General features: G+C 70.6%; 24 protein-coding genes. 16 read left to right on the forward strand and 8 right to left on the reverse strand.

Annotation, left to right across the window (positions count from 1 at the left end):
* Positions 1–10 precede the first annotated feature (10 nt).
* The 3 genes from LX88_RS17715 to LX88_RS17725 all read left to right on the forward strand — a co-directional run bounded on the left by LX88_RS17715 (position 11) and on the right by LX88_RS17725 (position 2239).
* Positions 11–202, forward strand: a complete 192-nt coding sequence (locus LX88_RS17715) for an LAXTG motif-containing small protein (RefSeq protein ID WP_258948892.1) — start codon at positions 11–13, stop codon at positions 200–202.
* 68 nt (positions 203–270) lie between these two features.
* Positions 271–1446 (forward strand): non-hydrolyzing UDP-N-acetylglucosamine 2-epimerase, encoded by a 1176-nt coding sequence (gene wecB / locus LX88_RS17720; RefSeq protein WP_258948893.1) that lies wholly within the window; start codon positions 271–273, stop codon positions 1444–1446.
* 124 nt (positions 1447–1570) lie between these two features.
* The gene (locus tag LX88_RS17725; protein ID WP_258948894.1) at positions 1571–2239 is read left to right on the forward strand and encodes a hypothetical protein; all 669 of its coding nucleotides are present in this window, start codon (positions 1571–1573) and stop codon (positions 2237–2239) included.
* Positions 2240–2351: 112 nt separating this feature from the next.
* Here LX88_RS17725 and LX88_RS17730 read toward each other — a convergent pair whose 3' ends face one another.
* Together LX88_RS17730 and LX88_RS17735 are read right to left on the reverse strand one after the other, a co-directional pair.
* Positions 2352–2891 (reverse strand): isochorismatase family protein, encoded by a 540-nt coding sequence (locus LX88_RS17730; protein ID WP_090068389.1) that lies wholly within the window; start codon positions 2889–2891, stop codon positions 2352–2354.
* A gap of 1 nt (position 2892) precedes the next feature.
* Positions 2893–4176: a nicotinate phosphoribosyltransferase gene (locus LX88_RS17735; RefSeq protein ID WP_258949195.1), complete on the reverse strand. Its 1284-nt coding sequence runs from the start codon at positions 4174–4176 to the stop codon at positions 2893–2895.
* 79 nt (positions 4177–4255) lie between these two features.
* On the opposite strand from LX88_RS17735, the gene clpS reads away from it, so the two are divergent.
* The 4 genes from clpS to LX88_RS17755 are packed head-to-tail and all read left to right on the forward strand — an operon-like array spanning position 4256 to position 6331.
* Positions 4256–4555 (forward strand): ATP-dependent Clp protease adapter ClpS, encoded by a 300-nt coding sequence (clpS, locus tag LX88_RS17740; protein WP_030479230.1) that lies wholly within the window; start codon positions 4256–4258, stop codon positions 4553–4555.
* Positions 4552–5109: a DUF2017 domain-containing protein gene (locus tag LX88_RS17745; RefSeq protein ID WP_258948895.1), complete on the forward strand. Its 558-nt coding sequence runs from the start codon at positions 4552–4554 to the stop codon at positions 5107–5109. Before clpS ends, LX88_RS17745 begins: the two co-directional genes overlap by 4 nt.
* A complete protein-coding gene (locus LX88_RS17750) occupies positions 5106–6017 on the forward strand; it encodes a P1 family peptidase (RefSeq protein WP_258948896.1) in 912 nt (303 codons plus the stop codon). The genes LX88_RS17745 and LX88_RS17750 overlap by 4 nt, the downstream gene beginning before the upstream one ends.
* 17 nt (positions 6018–6034) lie before the next feature.
* Positions 6035–6331 (forward strand): hypothetical protein, encoded by a 297-nt coding sequence (locus tag LX88_RS17755; RefSeq protein ID WP_090008102.1) that lies wholly within the window; start codon positions 6035–6037, stop codon positions 6329–6331.
* Here the strand turns inward: LX88_RS17755 and LX88_RS17760 are convergent.
* Genes LX88_RS17760 through LX88_RS17770 form a run of 3 tightly spaced genes read right to left on the reverse strand, consistent with a single transcriptional unit; the run spans position 6315 to position 7589 of the window.
* Entirely contained in the window at positions 6315–6734 is a 420-nt protein-coding gene (locus LX88_RS17760) for an SRPBCC family protein (RefSeq protein ID WP_258948897.1), read from the reverse strand. The genes LX88_RS17755 and LX88_RS17760 overlap by 17 nt on opposite strands.
* Positions 6731–7252 (reverse strand): SRPBCC family protein, encoded by a 522-nt coding sequence (locus tag LX88_RS17765; protein ID WP_258948898.1) that lies wholly within the window; start codon positions 7250–7252, stop codon positions 6731–6733. The genes LX88_RS17760 and LX88_RS17765 overlap by 4 nt, the downstream gene beginning before the upstream one ends.
* Positions 7245–7589: an ArsR/SmtB family transcription factor gene (locus LX88_RS17770; protein ID WP_258948899.1), complete on the reverse strand. Its 345-nt coding sequence runs from the start codon at positions 7587–7589 to the stop codon at positions 7245–7247. The genes LX88_RS17765 and LX88_RS17770 overlap by 8 nt, the downstream gene beginning before the upstream one ends.
* Before the next feature lie 110 nt (positions 7590–7699).
* On the opposite strand from LX88_RS17770, the gene LX88_RS17775 reads away from it, so the two are divergent.
* Genes LX88_RS17775 through LX88_RS17785 form a run of 3 tightly spaced genes read left to right on the forward strand, consistent with a single transcriptional unit; the run spans position 7700 to position 9373 of the window.
* Positions 7700–8110 (forward strand): M67 family metallopeptidase, encoded by a 411-nt coding sequence (locus tag LX88_RS17775; protein WP_030479226.1) that lies wholly within the window; start codon positions 7700–7702, stop codon positions 8108–8110.
* Positions 8111–8141: 31 nt separating this feature from the next.
* On the forward strand, positions 8142–8414 hold the full coding sequence (locus tag LX88_RS17780; RefSeq protein ID WP_030479225.1) for a MoaD/ThiS family protein: 273 nt from the start codon (positions 8142–8144) through the stop codon (positions 8412–8414).
* An 8-nt stretch (positions 8415–8422) separates the two neighbouring features.
* On the forward strand, positions 8423–9373 hold the full coding sequence (locus LX88_RS17785; protein WP_258948900.1) for a PLP-dependent cysteine synthase family protein: 951 nt from the start codon (positions 8423–8425) through the stop codon (positions 9371–9373).
* A gap of 81 nt (positions 9374–9454) precedes the next feature.
* Here LX88_RS17785 and LX88_RS17790 read toward each other — a convergent pair whose 3' ends face one another.
* Positions 9455–10315 carry an SMP-30/gluconolactonase/LRE family protein gene (locus LX88_RS17790; protein ID WP_258948901.1) on the reverse strand — a complete coding sequence of 287 codons (861 nt, stop codon included), beginning with the start codon at positions 10313–10315 and terminating at the stop codon, positions 9455–9457.
* 33 nt (positions 10316–10348) lie between these two features.
* Between LX88_RS17790 and LX88_RS17795 the strand changes: the two genes are divergently transcribed.
* Genes LX88_RS17795 through LX88_RS17810 form a run of 4 tightly spaced genes read left to right on the forward strand, consistent with a single transcriptional unit; the run spans position 10349 to position 12906 of the window.
* Positions 10349–10960, forward strand: a complete 612-nt coding sequence (locus tag LX88_RS17795) for a rhomboid family intramembrane serine protease (RefSeq protein ID WP_258948902.1) — start codon at positions 10349–10351, stop codon at positions 10958–10960.
* Positions 10961–10971: 11 nt separating this feature from the next.
* On the forward strand, positions 10972–11724 hold the full coding sequence (gene murI, locus LX88_RS17800) for a glutamate racemase (RefSeq protein ID WP_258949197.1): 753 nt from the start codon (positions 10972–10974) through the stop codon (positions 11722–11724).
* Between the two features lies 1 nt (position 11725).
* Complete coding sequence (locus LX88_RS17805) at positions 11726–12493, forward strand: MBL fold metallo-hydrolase (RefSeq protein ID WP_258948903.1); 768 nt, start codon at positions 11726–11728, stop codon at positions 12491–12493.
* Positions 12490–12906, forward strand: coding sequence for an OsmC family protein (locus tag LX88_RS17810; protein ID WP_258948904.1), 417 nt, complete (start codon positions 12490–12492; stop codon positions 12904–12906). Before LX88_RS17805 ends, LX88_RS17810 begins: the two co-directional genes overlap by 4 nt.
* Here LX88_RS17810 and LX88_RS17815 read toward each other — a convergent pair.
* A complete protein-coding gene (locus LX88_RS17815) occupies positions 12864–13358 on the reverse strand; it encodes a DUF2231 domain-containing protein (RefSeq protein ID WP_258948905.1) in 495 nt (164 codons plus the stop codon). The genes LX88_RS17810 and LX88_RS17815 overlap by 43 nt on opposite strands.
* A gap of 49 nt (positions 13359–13407) precedes the next feature.
* Between LX88_RS17815 and rph the strand changes: the two genes are divergently transcribed.
* Both rph and rdgB read left to right on the forward strand, forming a co-directional pair.
* On the forward strand, positions 13408–14172 hold the full coding sequence (gene rph, locus LX88_RS17820) for a ribonuclease PH (protein WP_090068413.1): 765 nt from the start codon (positions 13408–13410) through the stop codon (positions 14170–14172).
* Entirely contained in the window at positions 14169–14768 is a 600-nt protein-coding gene (rdgB, locus tag LX88_RS17825) for an RdgB/HAM1 family non-canonical purine NTP pyrophosphatase (RefSeq protein ID WP_258948906.1), read from the forward strand. The genes rph and rdgB overlap by 4 nt, the downstream gene beginning before the upstream one ends.
* Before the next feature lie 38 nt (positions 14769–14806).
* On the opposite strand, the gene LX88_RS17830 is transcribed toward rdgB, so the two are convergent.
* Positions 14807–15148, reverse strand: a complete 342-nt coding sequence (locus tag LX88_RS17830) for a DMT family transporter (protein ID WP_258948907.1) — start codon at positions 15146–15148, stop codon at positions 14807–14809.
* Between the last annotated feature and the right edge of the window lie 181 nt (positions 15149–15329).

Below are 15329 nucleotides of genomic sequence, written 5' to 3' on the forward strand. Positions count from 1 at the left end.
GGAGCGGCAGATGTACAAGGTCCCCGGTACCGGCGTAGGTGTCGGCACGGGCGTGGGTGCCCTCGCGGTCACCGGCGCGGACGTGACCTGGTGGATCGTCGCGGGAATCGTCCTTCTCGTCGCGGGTGCGATCGTCCTGCACTCGGCGCGGAAGAGGCGCCGCGCGGTCCCCGTCCAGACCAGACCGAATCGAGCCGGCTGAAGTGGTCCGCCCGGGGTCGCCCCCGCCCCCGGGCGGACCTCCCCGCCCTCCCCGAGACGAGGACAACGGTGAGCAAACAAGAGGTTCTGCTGGTAGCCGGCACCCGGCCGGAAGCACTGAAGATCGCCCCGGTCGCGATCGCCCTGAAGGGGCACCCCGGCCTGCGGCCCACGATCGTCCACAGCGGACAGCACTCCGGCATGGTCGAGCAGGCGCTCGCGGCGTTCGACCTGGTGCCGGACGTGCGGCTGGACGTGCCCCGCACCACCGGGACGCAGGCCGAGCTGGTCTCCCGGCTGATGCCCGAGTTCGACGCCCTGCTGCAGGAGCGCGACCCCGCGGTCACGCTCGTGCAGGGCGACACCACCACGACCCTGGCCGCGGCGCTGGCCTCGTACTGGCGCGGAATCCCCGTGGCGCACCTCGAAGCCGGTCTGCGGACCGGTGACCTGTACGGCCCGTTCCCCGAGGAGGGGAACCGGCAGATGATCTCCCGCATCACCTCGCTGCACCTCGCGCCGACCGACGACGCCGCGAACGCGCTGAACGCCGAGTCGTTGCCGGACAGCCACATCGTCGTCACCGGCAACACGGTCGTGGACGCCGTTCAGCGCGTCTCGGCCGCGGACCTGCCCGCGTCCAGCCCGGACCTCGTGGCCCTGGAACGCACCCTGGACGCCACCGGTGGCCGGCTCATGCTCGTCACCGTGCACCGCCGCGAGTCGTGGGGCCGCCCGCTGATGCGCGTGCTCAACGCCGTGCGCTCCATCGCCGACCGCCACCCCGACCTGCACGTGGTGATCCCCGCGCACCCGAACCCCGGTGTGCGCGAACAGGTCGTGTCACTGCTGGGCGGCCACGAGCGCGTCGTCATCACCGACCCGCTGACCTACCCGGACCTCGTGCGCGTGCTGAAGCGGGCGGCCCTCGTGCTGACCGACTCCGGTGGCCTCCAGGAGGAGGCGCCGACGTTCGGCGTGCCGGTCCTGGTGCTGCGCGAGACCACCGAACGCATGCTCGCCGTCGACGCCGGGTGCGCCTGGCTCGTCGGCACCGACACCACCCGCATCCTCGCCGAGGCGGGCTGGGTGCTCGGCTCCCGGCTGCGGCTTCCCCTGGGGCGCAACCCGTTCGGCGACGGGCGTGCCGCCGTGCGGGTGTGCTCCGCGCTGGAGAGGCTGGCGGGCCTGCCGACGGCCCTCCCACGCCGAGAGCCGTACGCCACGCTCGTGGGCGTTCGCTGACGAAGACGCCTGTCACCCAACCAGGTAATTGCCTACACGTTTGGGTGGCATGACGGGCTGGGCATTCATCAGCGCCCCCCATCACAACCATTATCGGGCGGTGGGAACAAAGGCAATGCGAAAAATGCGCAAGAGTTCGATCACCGGCGCTGTGGTCGCGTTGACGTTCGCGACCGCGGGCACCGCACTCGCGGCCAACCCGCCCGGCAGCGCGTCGGCGGGATCCGCGGACTTCGCGAAGGCGGGCCAGACGTTCACGGTGGCGCCGCTCGCGGTGTGCGACGTGAACCCGGACGTGGCGGGCACCGTCACCGGCTCCAGCCCGGCGGTGAGCCGGACCGGGCTCAAGATCGGTGAGACCAGCTCCACCTGCACGACGGAGGTGGTGAACCCGGACGAGTTCCTCACCAGGACCAAGTCCGTGGCGAAGGGCGTGGCCTTCGACCTGTCCGCCCTCGCCGGGCTGTCCGGCGGGAACAGGGGACCGCGGCTCAAGATCGCCGAGTGGTCGGTCAACTGCGACGCCGACGAGAAGGGCACGTCGGCGGGCTGGCAGCTCAAGGGCATGTCCGGCTGGACCGGGCTGCCGGCGCAGATCCCGCCCGGCTACGTGCACGACGTCAAGGCGAGCAACGGCACCGTGCTCGCCAAGGCCAAGTTCACCGACACCGTGTTCCCGGTGCCGAACGACGGCAGCCTCAGCATGACCCTGCTGAAGCTCACCTTCGAACCGTCGTCCGGCTACACGGGAAGCATCACCCTCGGCACGGTGGCCTGCTCGCCGACGCCTTAGTGGTGTGACCCGGCCCGTTGGCGAGCGAATCCACGCTCAGCAGGGCGCCTCGCGGCACCACGATGCACCCGTCTGACCGCGAATTCGCCCGGCAACCTTCCGAGCCACACCACTAGGCGACAGCGACACCCGCGGCGAGCAGCTCCTCAACGGCGGCGTCGCGGGTCGTCGCCGCGACCGCCGCCGTCAGGTCGACGAGCACCCTCGTGCGGAAGCCGTTGCGGTGGGCGTCGAGGGCGGTGGCGCGGACGCAGTGGTCGGTCGCGATGCCCACGACGTCCACCTCGGTCACGCCCCTCTCCGTCAGCCAGCCGGCGAGGTCGTTCTCCGCCTCGAAACCCGAGTAGGCGGCGGCGAACCGGCCCTTCGAGAAGACCTGCTCGATGCCCGACACGTCCAGTTCCGGGTGGAACGACGCTCCGGGCGACCCGGCCACGCAGTGCACCGGCCACGAGTCGATGAAGTCCGGCGTCAGCGAGAAGTGCGCACCCGGATCCACGTGGTAGTCGCGGGTCGCCACGACGTGGTCGTACGACGACGTGACGATGTGCTGCGAGATGGCCGCGGCCACGGCCGCACCACCGGCGACGGCCAGGGAGCCGCCCTCGCAGAAGTCGTTCTGCACGTCGACGACGATCAGTGCCTTGGTCATGTCAGTTCTCCAGGTAGATCGTCGGGATCGCGGGCTCGCCGCGCGAGAGCTTGAGGCCCTCCCACGGCACGCTCACCAGCGCCGCGCGCAGGCGATCGCGGCTCTGCTCCAGCGTGGGTACCTCGTCGGCGACCTGCCCACCCCGCATCAGCGGGATCTGCACCAGCCGGTCGTGGGGGCCGAGCTCGGGCTCGGAGGACGCCTGGAACACGACCTCCTCCAGCGCCGTGCCCGTGTCCTTGTGCCGCCGCAACGCCTTCTTCCAGCCGCCGCGCGACGTCTTGGACGTGCTGCGCTTCTCGACGTGCCTGCCGTCGACCTCGACCAGCTTGTAGACCATGCCCGCGGTCGGCGCGCCGGATCCGACCACGACCGACGTGCCGACGCCGTACGCGTCCACGGGCTCGGCGCGCAGGGCGGCGATCGAGTACTCGTCCAGGTCACCCGACACGACGATGCGCGTGTTGCGGGCGCCCAGGGAGTCGAGCTGGTCGCGGGCCTGGCGGGCCAGGACGCCCAGGTCGCCCGAGTCGATCCGGATCGCGCCGAGATCCGGCCCGGCGACCGCGACCGCGGTCTTGATGCCCTCGGTGATGTCGTAGGTGTCGACCAGCAGCGTCGTCCCGGCGCCCAGCGCCTCGACCTGGCTGCGGAACGCCTCTTCCTCGGTGTCGTGCAGCAACGTGAACGCGTGCGCGCACGTGCCTGCCGTCGGGATGCCGTGCCGGCGCCCGGCCTCCAGGTTGGACGTCGCGGTGAAGCCCGCCAGGTACGCCGCGCGGGCGCACGCCACGGCGGCTTCCTCGTGCGTGCGGCGCGAGCCCATCTCGATCATCCGGCGCCCGTTCGCGGCGGTCGCCATGCGGGCCGCGGCGGACGCGATCGCGCTGTCGTGGTTGAGGATCGAGAGCGCGAGCGTCTCCAGCACCACGCCCTCGGCGAACGACGCGCGCACCGTCAGCACCGGCGAACCGGGGAAGTACAGCTCGCCCTCGGGGTAGCCGTCGATCTCGCCGGTGAAGCGGTAGTTCGCGAGCCATTCCAAGGTGGAATCGTCGACGACGGCGTTGCGGCGCAGCTGGTCGATCTCCTCCTCGCCGAAGCGGAAGTCCGCGATCGCGTCGAGCAGCCTGTTCGTCCCGGCGACGACGCCGTAACGCCGTTCGTTCGGGAGCCTGCGCGCGAACAGCTCGAACACGCACGGACGGTCACCAGTGCCGTCACGCAGCGCGGCCGCGAGCATCGTGAGCTCGTAGTGATCGGTGAGCAACGCCGTCGAGTTCATGGTCACCAACCCTAAGGTCGCATCCGGTTTACCCGCACGCGGTCTCCGTCACTGCGGCGAACATGACACCATTGGCGGTATGACCACGCCCGTCGAACAGGAACGGACGCAGCCGGAGGCCGTCGGTGAGGAAGTCGCCGCCGAGGACCGACCCTGGCAGACCGTGGTCTGGAACGACCCGGTAAACCTCATGTCCTACGTGACGTACGTGTTCCAGAAGCTGTTCGGGTTCAGCAGGGACCATGCGACCAAGCTGATGCTCGACGTGCACCACAAGGGCAAGGCGATCGTGACATCGGGGACCAAGGACAAGGTGGAGGCCGACGTGGCGAAACTCCACGCGGCAGGGCTCTGGGCGACCATGCAGCGGGCCTCGTGAAGAGGTGGATCCGCGACGGCGACGTCGTCGTCGGCAGGCTGGATCGGCAGGAGGCCGCGGTCGTGCGCGGTCTGGTCAGCCAGATCCAGGACATGCTGCTGGCGCGCGCCGAGGAGGCGCCCCAGGACGAGCTGGCGGAGCTCACAGGCATCAGGACGGGGTCGTCGGAGGCTCCCGACGACCCGATCCTGGGCAGGCTGCTGCCCGACTTCCACCGCCTCGACGACGACGCGCCCGACCCGGACGAGGTCAACTCGGCGGCGGCGTTGCGCTCGTTGCACGAGCCGGAGCTTCTGGACCACAAGACGGGTGCGGCCGAGACCGTGCTGCGGACCTGCTCGCCCGACGGCGGTGAGATCCGGCTGACCATCGCGGAAGCCGAGGCCTGGATGTCGTCGCTCAACGACGTGCGTCTGGCCCTGGGGACGGCGCTGGACGTCACCGAGGACATGCCGGAGGAACTGCCGCCGGAGGACCCGAGGTCACCGCACCTCGGCGTCTACCACTGGCTGACCTGGGTGCAGGACACGCTCGTCGAAGCGATGTCGCCGTGATCCCCGGCGTCCTCGTCGGCCACCACCACCGGGTCGAACCGGGCTGGGCGACGGGGACGACGGTCGTGCTGGTGCCGGCCGGAGCCGTCGGTGCCGTCGACAGCCGGGGCGGCGCTCCCGGCACCCGCGAGACCGATCTGCTGGACCCGGCGAACCTGGTCCAGCAGGTGCACGCGATCTGCCTGTCCGGTGGCTCGGCCTACGGGCTCGCGGCCGCGGACGGCGTCATGCGCTGGCTGTCGGAACGGTCGATCGGCTTCCGGGTCGGCGCGCAGCCGCACCACGTCGTGCCGATCGTGCCGGGCGCGGTGATCTTCGACCTGCCGATGTCGGAGTGGGGCAATCGTCCGGACGCCTCGTTCGGCCACGCGGCCTGCGAGGCCGCCGCGGAGTCCTTCGCACTGGGCTGCGTCGGCGCGGGCGCCGGTGCGCGGGTCGGTTCGCTCAAGGGCGGTGTCGGTGCCGCCACGGCCACGGCCGGCGCGCACCGGATCGGCGCGCTCGCCGTGGTGAACGCCTCCGGCGAGGTCGTCGACCGCGCGTCCGGCCTGCCGTGGCTGCCCTCGCTCGGGACGTCGCCGGTGGAGTTGCCGGAACGCAAGCCCGAGGGCCTCAACACGACGATCGGCGTGGTCGCGGTGGACGCGGACCTGTCCAAGGCGGAGTGCCAGCGGCTCGCCATGGCCGCGCAGGACGGCCTGGCCCGCGCCGTGCGGCCCGCGCACTCGATGTTCGACGGCGACACGGTGTTCGCCCTGGCCACGGGTGCCGTGCCGCTCGCGGAGCCGCGCGCGTTCGCGTTGGACGCGTTGTGCACGGCCGCCGCGGAGATGTTCGCCGAGGCCGTGGTGTCCGGCACGCGCGAGGCGACGTCTTTGAACGGTGTGACGGCTTTCCGCGACCTCTGAGTGGGTACACACCGGGCATGACCGATGTCATCGATCAGGCAGCAGGTGTCGTGTCCGAGCTGGCGCCGCCCGGTGCGGCGCGGGAGATCCCCGGCAGGGAACTGGCGGTGGTCGCGCCCGCAGGGCTGTTCGCCGCGGCGTTCCTCGTGCCGCCGGGGCTGGGGAAGGTGCTGATGAAGCTGGGTGTCGCCGCCACCCCGTTCGCGGCGTGGGCGGAGCTGGCCGCGTGGCGCGGGCTCGACCAGGGACAGCGACGGCGCGGGGTGGCGTTGCTCGCCCTCTACCTCGTGGTGGTGCTCAGCCGGCGTCGATGAACGCCTTGAAGTTCTCGACGTTGCGTTCGACCTGCTCGCGCAGCGACTTCTCGAGCACCCTGCGGCCGAGCTTCAGCAGGCCGGACAGCTCGAACTCGTTGTCGCACACGAGCAGCGTGTGCTGGTCGTCGATCGCCGAGTAGCGGTTGGTGATCGTGTGCACCATCCCGGTCGTCCGGTAGCGGGAGATCCGCTCGTCGGCGGTCGCGGACAGCACCGTCTCCTCCAGGGTGAACTTGCGGTACTTCAGCGTCGCCGTGGCACCAGTGGCGCCCGGCGTCTCGCTGTGCTGGGTGATGCTGACCAGGTCCGGCTGCCACTGGTGCAGGTGCGCCGGGTCCGACGTGATCACCCGCACGGTCTCGATCGGCCTGTCGAGCACGACCTCCTTGGTGAACTTCACGAGAGCACCTCCGTCCACGCGTCGCTGATCTGCTGCGCTCGCACTCCCGCGGCCATCAGGTCGTCCTGCGACGCGGTCGCGATCCAGTCCTTCGCGGCGCCTTCGGGCAGGTCTCCGGCGAGGAAGTCCTCCAGCGCGTGCAGGCCCATCTCCCAGCCCGCGCCGAGACCCCACATGGTCGGAGACGCGTTCGGGACGAGCTCACCGGGCACGGGGGAGTGCGACAGCGTGAGCACCGTCGAGTCGCCGTCCGGTTCGAGCCTCACGACGACCTCGGTGACGCCGCCGCCCATCTCCCAGGTCAGGCCGATCTCGCTGGGCCTCTCGCAGCGGACGACCTCGCCGCCCGCGTTGCCCTCCAGCTGGTAGCGGCCGCCGGGGCGGAGGTCGCCGCTGATCGGCAGGAACCACCTGACCAGGCGTTCCGGCGTGGTGATGGCGTCCCAGACGTCCTCGCGCCCTGCCTTGTAGTGCCGCCGGATGACGAGCTTTCCGTCCTCGTAGGAGCGGTCAGTCACCTTCTGCCTCCAGTCTGCGTTCACGCTTGCCGCGTGCAAGCTCGGTCGCCAGCGCGTCGAAGTGCGGTTCCCAGAACCGCCGGAAGTGGCCGAGCCAGGCGTCGATCTCCCGCAACGGGTCGGGCGCCACGGCGTAGAGCCGTCGCGTGCCCTCGGGTCTGACCTCGACGAACCCGGACGAGCGCAACACCTTCAGGTGCTGCGACACGGCGGACTGGGTGATCCCGAACTCCGCCTGGACCACCTCGCCGACGTCCCCTGCCGCCCGCTCGCCACTGGCGAGCAGTTCCAGGATCCGCCGGCGGACCGGGTCCGCGAGTACGTCGAACGCGTGCACGGCGGTCACTGTAGTAGCCGTCGCTAATATAAGCCAGAGCTGAAGCAAGCGGCTGAGGGCGGGTATCTCGCATACCGAGACAACTCTCGCCAGCCCGTAGGATTGAGCACGTGCTGGTGATTCGCCGTGACCTGGTGGACGCGATGGTGGCCCACGCGCGCCGCGACCATCCCGACGAGGCGTGCGGGGTGATCGCCGGGCCGTACGGGTCCGACAGCCCTGAGCGCTTCATCGAGATGGAGAACGCGGAGCGGTCCCCCACGTTCTACCGGTTCGACGCGGCCGAGCAGCTCAAGGTGTGGCGCGGGATGGACGCGAACGACGAGGTGCCGGTGGTCATCTACCACTCGCACACCGCCACGGAGGCGTACCCGTCCCGCACCGACATCTCGTTCGCGGGCGAGCCGGAGGCGCACTACGTGCTGGTCTCCACGCGTGACCCGATCGAGCACGAGCTGCGGTCGTACCGCATCGTCGACGGTGTCGTGACCGAGGAACCGGTCAAGATCGTCGAATCCTGAGTTGCACCCGTTTCCCGGAGGTAGAACCACCATGGCAGTCACCGTGTCGATCCCGACGATCCTGCGCACCCACACCGGGGGCGAGAAGTCGGTGTCCGCTGCCGGTACGACGCTCGCCGAGGTCATCGACGACCTGGAGAACAACCACGGCGGCCTCAAGGCCCGCCTGGTCAAGGAGGGCACGCTGCACCGCTTCGTCAACGTCTACGTCAACGACGAGGACGTGCGCTTCTCCGGCGGCCTCGCGGCCGAGGTGAAGGACGGCGACAACGTCACCATCCTCCCGGCCGTCGCGGGCGGCTGATCTTCCCCATGGCCCGTTACGACTCGCTCCTGGACGCGCTCGGCGGGACGCCGCTGGTGGGCCTGCCGCGCCTGTCGCCGTCCGAGGACGTGCGCCTCTGGGCGAAGCTCGAGGACCGCAACCCGACCGGCTCGATCAAGGACCGGCCCGCGCTGGCCATGATCGAGGCGGCGGAGCGGGACGGCGTGCTGCGTCCCGGTGCGACGATCCTCGAGCCCACGTCCGGCAACACCGGCATCTCGCTCGCCATGGCCGCGAAGCTCAAGGGCTACGGCCTGGTGTGCGTGATGCCCGAGAACACCTCGACCGAGCGCAAGCAGCTGCTGCAGGCGTACGGCGCGCGCATCGTGTTCTCGCCTGCCGCCGGCGGGTCGAACCAGGCCGTCGCCACGGCGAAGGAGATCGCCAAGCAGAACCCGGACTGGGTGATGCTCTACCAGTACGGGAACCCGGCGAACGCGGAGGCGCACTTCCGCGGCACGGGGCCGGAGATCCTGAAGGACCTGCCGCAGATCACGCACTTCGTCGCCGGTCTCGGCACGACGGGCACGCTCGTCGGCGTCGGGCGGTACCTGCGCGAGGCCAAGCCGGACGTGCAGATCATCGCCGCCGAACCCCGGTACGGCGAGCTGGTCTACGGCCTGCGCAACCTCGACGAGGGCTTCGTGCCGGAGCTGTACGACGAGTCGGTGCTGACCGGGCGGTACTCGGTCGGGTCCTACGACGCGTTGCGCCGCACCCGGCAGCTGCTCGAGACCGAGGGCATCTTCGCCGGCATCTCGACGGGGGCGATCCTGCACGCCGCGCTGGCCGTGGCGCAGAAGGCCACGGTCGCGGGGAAGTCCGCGGACATCGTGTTCATCGTCTGCGACGCGGGGTGGAAGTACCTGTCCACCGGCGCCTACGCCGGAACCCTGGACGAGGCGTCCGCCCGCCTGGACGGCCACCTCTGGGCGTGAGCCCGACGATCTTGCCGGTGGTGCCGAGTAGGTTGTGACGCAGGGGTTCCCAGCTCGGGGGGACCCCTGCGGCAGCGCGCCTCAGCCGTTGAACGCGACGCTCGGCACGCCCTGCCCGGCGCCGGGCAGCACGAGCACGGAACCGTTGAGCTGCCGGTCCATCAGCGCCTGGTCGGACAGTCCTGCACGTGCGGACGTCACGTAGAGGTCGGTGAAGTCGGCACCGCCGAAGCAGCACGCGGTCGGGTTGTCCACGGGCACCTCGATCTCGCGGTCGAGCTCACCGGCCGGGGTGTAGCGGCGCACGGCGTGGCCACCCCACAGCGCGACCCACACGCACCCCTCGGCGTCCACGGTGAGCCCGTCCGGCCAGCCGTCGGTGTTGCCGACGTGGGTGAGCGGGCGGCGGTTCGCGACGGTGCCGGTGGCGTTGTCGAAGTCGAGGACGTCGATGCGGCGGGTCGGCGTGTCGATGAAGTACATGAGCGTGCCGTCCGGGCTCCAGCCGACGCCGTTGCTCGTGTTCACCTTGTCCACCATGACCTTCGCGGAGCCGTCGCCGGTGATCCTGGCGAGCCAGCCCTCGTCGGCGGCCTGGTCGTAGCGCATCGTGCCGGCCCACAGGCGGCCCGACGGGTCGATGCCCGCGTCGTTGCCGCGCACACCGTCACGGGCCCAGTAGACGAGCCAGCTCTTGGCGCCGTCGCGGTCGACCAGCGCGATGCCGTCGCGCAGGTTGCAGACGAGGCCGCCCTGCGCGCGCGGCTTGGCGGCGCCCACGTGCTGGGGCACCACGAGCACCGCGTCGTCGTCCCGCGCGGGTGCGTACCGGTGCACCTCGGAGGCGAGGATGTCCACCCACAGCAACGTGGAGCTGCTGTGGTCCCACGTCGGGCCCTCACCGAGCTGGGCGGACACGCGCACCGCTACTTCGATCGACACCCAACCACCCTAGTCGCCACGTACGCTGGAGACGTGGACCGCACCGCGCTCGCGAAACGGGTTATACCGCCGCATCCAGTGCTGTCGCTGCTCGTCGTGGCGGGGTTCGTCGGCTTCCTCTACGCCGTCGAGGCCTTCGACGTGGCGACCGGCGGCTCGCTGGAGGACGACGGCGTGCGGCCGCGTGACTTCGGCGAGTGGGACAACCTGCTGTGGATGCCGTTGATCCACGGCGACTGGAGCCACCTCACCGGCAACGCGGTTCCGTTGCTGCTGCTGGGGTTCCTCGCGAACTCGGGCGGTCTCAAGCAGTTCTTCCAGGTCACCGCCGTCATCTGGTTGTCGTCCGCGCTGGGCGTGTGGGTGCTCGGCAGCGACGGCAGCCACATCGGCGCGTCCGGGCTGGTGTTCGGCTTCCTCGCGTTCCTGCTGGTGCGCGGGATCTTCGCGCGCTCGTGGCTGCAACTGGTGATCGCCGTCGGCGTGTTCATGCTGTACGGCGCCGCGCTGTGGGGCGTGCTGCCCGGCCAGCCCGGTGTGTCGTGGGAAGGCCACCTGTTCGGCGCAATCGGCGGAGTTCTGGCCGCGTGGGGTGTTTCTCGCGACAACCGGCGCACTAAAACACCGGCTACATTCACGGCGTGACGATCGGGATCATGGACTCGGGCGTCGGCGGCCTCACCGTCGCCCGCGCGATCATGGACCAGCTGCCGGGCGAGTCGATCCACTACATCGGCGACACGGCTCATGGTCCCTACGGACCGCTACCGATCGCGCAGGCGCGCAAGCACGCCCTGGAGATCTGCGACCGGCTCGTGGACGAGGGCGCGAAGATGCTCGTGATCGCGTGCAACACCGCGTCCGCCGCCTGCTTCCGCGACGCCCGTGAGCGTTACGACGTGCCGGTGGTCGAGGTGATCCTTCCCGCCGTGCGCCGTGCGGTGAGGACGACGCACAGCGGCCGGGTCGGCGTGATCGCCACGGTCGGCACGATCAACTCCCACGCCTACCAGGACGCGTTCCAGGCGGCGCGCGACGTGACGGTGACGGCGGCGGCGTGCCCCCGGTTCGTCGACTTCGTGGAGCGCGGCATCACCTCCGGCCGGCAGGTGCTCGGCCTGGCGCAGGCCTACCTGGAACCGTTGCAGCGCGCCGATGTGGACACGGTCGTGCTGGGCTGCACGCACTACCCGCTGCTGACGGGCGTGATCCAGATCGTCATGGGCGAGCACGTGACGCTGGTGTCGAGCGCCGAGGAGACGGTGAAGGACGTCGTGCGCCTGCTGACCGAACGCGACGAGTTCGCCACCTCCGAGCCGGCCGTGCACCGCGTGACGTGCACCGGCCCGCCCGAGCGGTTCGCGAAGCTCGCGGCCCGGTTCCTGCCGACCTTCGAACAGTGGGGCTGACGTGCTGCTGACCGTGCTCGGCTGCTCCGGCAGCATCCCCGGACCCGGCGCGGCGGCCTCGGGGTACCTGCTGGAGGCCGACGGGTTCACGCTGGCGCTGGAGTTCGGCAACGGCGTGCTGTCGCGGTTCCAGGAGGAGCGGCCGCTGTTCTCGATGGACGCGCTGGTGCTCTCGCACCTGCACCCGGACCACTGCGTCGACGTGTCTTCCCTTTATGTGGCAAGGAAATACCACCCTCTTCCGCCATCCGGGCCGTTGCCCGTGTTCGCGCCCGCCGAGGCGCACTCGCGGTTCGTCGCCGCCTACGCGCCGAACGAGGCCGAGCGGTCGTCACTGGACTTCAGCGACGTCTTCTCGTTCCACGGCCTGGGTTCGCGAGTGGAGATCGGACCGTTCACCGTGGACTCCGCCGTGGTCGCACATCCTTGCGAGGCCTACGGGTTCCGGCTCTCGTGCGGCGGGGTGACGCTGGCGTACACGGGGGACAGCGGGCCCTGTGCCGCCTTGGACTCGCTGGCGTCCGGCGTGGACGTCCTGCTGAGCGAGGCGAGCTGGACGCACGCCCCCGACCGGCAGCCGGACCTGCACCTGTCCGGGCGCGAGGCGGGGGAACTGGCCGCGCGGGCGGGGGCCGGGCGGCTGCTGATCACGCACGTGCCGCCGTGGACGTCGCGCGAGGACGTGCTGGAGGAGGCCCGGTCGGCGTTCGGCGGGCCCAGTGAGCTGGTCGTGCAGGGCGGCCGGTACGAGGTGGGGGAGCGGACATGATCAACCTGGAGCGCGTCGGCGAGCACGAGTTCGTCGCTTCCAACGGGCGCGGTGCGTCGGTGCGGATCGGCCGCAAGGGCCAGGAGGGCTCGTTCAGCCCGGTCGAACTGCTGGTCGCGGCCGCCGCGGGGTGCGCCATGGTGACGTCGGAGACGTTGATCCTGCGCAGAACCGGCGGCGGGGAACTGACAGCGGAGGCGGACGCGGTCCAGTCCGAAAGCGGCAACGAGGTGATCTCCATCCCGGTGACGCTCTCGTACGACCTGTCCGCAGTGGACGACCCGGAGGCGCTGGAAACCGTCGTCCGGCGCGCCGTGGAGCAGTTCTGCACGGTCACGCGGACGTTGAAGCAGTCGGCGACGTCGCCGCTTCAGCTGCCGACACCGCTCCAGACGGCTTCCGAACCGCTGTGACCGGCGCGCACGGTCTGCACCGTCGTGCCGACCGCGAGCAGCACGACCAGCACGGACACCACGACTGAGAGCACCCGCCACGTTTTCGTGGTGGGTGCCTCCGCCTGGCGTTCGCGGTCCGCGAGCCGGCCCGCGACCAGCAGGGCGATCACCGCGACGCCGAACCCGAGCGCGATGGGCAGCAGCGTGGTGCCGAGGTCGGCGTGCGTCTGGATCGCGGGGTTCTGCACACCGTTCTTCGCAAGCGCGGCCTGAAAGTCCTCGCCCGCCTGCTTGGCCATCGGGACCGCCGCGACACCGGCCAGCGTGACCCCGAGAACGGGCCACGCGTACCTGCGCCGCCAGGCCGGGACCAGCGCGATCGCGACCGAACTGAGCGCCGCGAGAGGCAACAGCACGACCACCGCGTGCACCAGCAAGGGGTGGAGCGGAATACCGTCGATCGTCAGCATGTATCTCCCTACGCCATGGCGCTCCGCAGGGTTCATTAGGGTAGGCGCCGTGGTGCGAAGCGACGGGCGAAACGACGACGTGTTGCGTGACATCCGGATCACGCGTGGATATCAGACCTGGCCCGCGGGCTCGGTCCTGATCGAGTTCGGGAACACCCGCGTGCTGTGCGCCGCGAGTGTCACCGAAGGCGTCCCCCGGTGGCGCCAGGGCTCCGGCCTCGGCTGGGTGACCGCCGAGTACGCGATGCTCCCGTCGGCCACGCACAGCCGCAGCGACCGCGAGTCCGTGAAGGGCCGCATCGGCGGCCGCACGCACGAGATCTCGCGCCTGATCGGCCGTTCCCTGCGGGCCTGCATCGACCTGGCGGCGCTGGGCGAGAACACCATCGTCATCGACTGCGACGTCATCCAGGCCGACGGCGGCACCCGTACCGCCGCGATCACCGGCGCCTACGTGGCGCTGGCCGACGCGGTGACGTACCTGGGCGCGGCAGGCCGCCTGGCCGACCCGTCACCCCTCTCGTGCGCGGTGTCCGCCATCTCGGTCGGCGTGGTCGACGGCCGCGTGCGCCTCGACCTGCCGTACGAGGAGGACTCGCGCGCGGAGGTCGACATGAACGTCGTCGCCACCGACGCGGGCACGCTGATCGAGGTCCAGGGCACCGGCGAGGGCGCGACGTTCGCCCGGTCCACTTTGGACCGCATGCTCGACATCGCCCTGCAGGGCTGCGCCGAGCTGAACCGCCTCCAGGCCGAGGCACTGGCCGCGCCCTACCCCGGCATCCTGCCGGAGCCCAAGGCGAGCAAGCGATGAAGCTGCTCCTGGCCTCCCGCAACGCGAAGAAGCTCCGCGAACTCCAGCGCATCGTCGTCGCCGAGGACCTGACCGGCATCGAGGTGCTGTCCCTCTCGGACGTGCCGGAGTTCCCGGAGGCCCCCGAGACCGCACCCGACTTCGAGGGCAACGCCGTCGCCAAGGCCCGCGACGCCGCCCTGGCCACCGGCCTGGTCTCCATCGCGGACGACTCCGGCCTGGCCGTGGACGAGCTGAACGGCATGCCCGGCGTGCTGTCCGCCCGCTGGTCGGGCCGCCACGGCGACGACGACGCCAACCTGGACCTGCTCCTGGGCCAGCTCGGCGACGTCCCGGACGAACGCCGCGGCGCGGCCTTCGTGTCGGTCGTCGCTCTTGTCGTGCCGGGCGGCGAAGAGGTCGTCGTGCGCGGCGAGTGGCGCGGCACGTTGCTGCGGGCGCGTCGCGGCACCAACGGTTTCGGCTACGACCCGATCTTCGTGCCCGAGGGGTACGAGATCACCTCAGCCGAGATGACGGCCGAGGAGAAGGACGCGCAGTCCCACCGGGGCCGCGCCCTGAAGCTCCTGGTCCCGTACCTGCGCGAGCTGTCCTAGTCACGCCGGGACCGAGGTCCTCGGTCCCGGCGTTCAGGTCAGACCGCGGCGGCCTGCGCGTGCGACGCGACGGACACGACGCAGACGCCCGCGGCGATCAGGGCCATGCCGGCGAGCATCGCGAGGTTCAGCGGGTCGGCGAAGAGCACGCGGCTCGTGATCGCCACCAGGGCGATGCCGGCGCCTGCCCAGATCGCATAGGTGATCGCTACCGGCACGCCCATTCTGATCACGAGCGATTCGAGGTAGAGGGCGGTCAGGAAGCCGGCGCCGAGGCCCGCTGTGGGCCACGGTTTGGTGAAGCCGTCGGAGTATTTGAGGCAGAGGGTCGCGAAAACCTCCGCGCCCACGGCGAGGGCGAGCAGTATCCACTTGAGCATTGAATCTTCCCAGCACGAAATGCACGCAGCGCTAGGCGTGCGTGTTGAAGACAACGGTTGACAGAGGGCGAAAAGCCCTGGTCAGCCGCCGCGCGTGGGGAAGTGGACTCGCAAGATGAAATCAGACGGGATGTCGGGGCCGCTAGGTGCCGTCAAACGACACACGGTGTATCACCCTCAC

Origin of the sequence: Lentzea californiensis, assembly GCF_024648825.1 — a bacterium.
Lineage (GTDB): Bacteria > Actinomycetota > Actinomycetes > Mycobacteriales > Pseudonocardiaceae > Lentzea > Lentzea californiensis.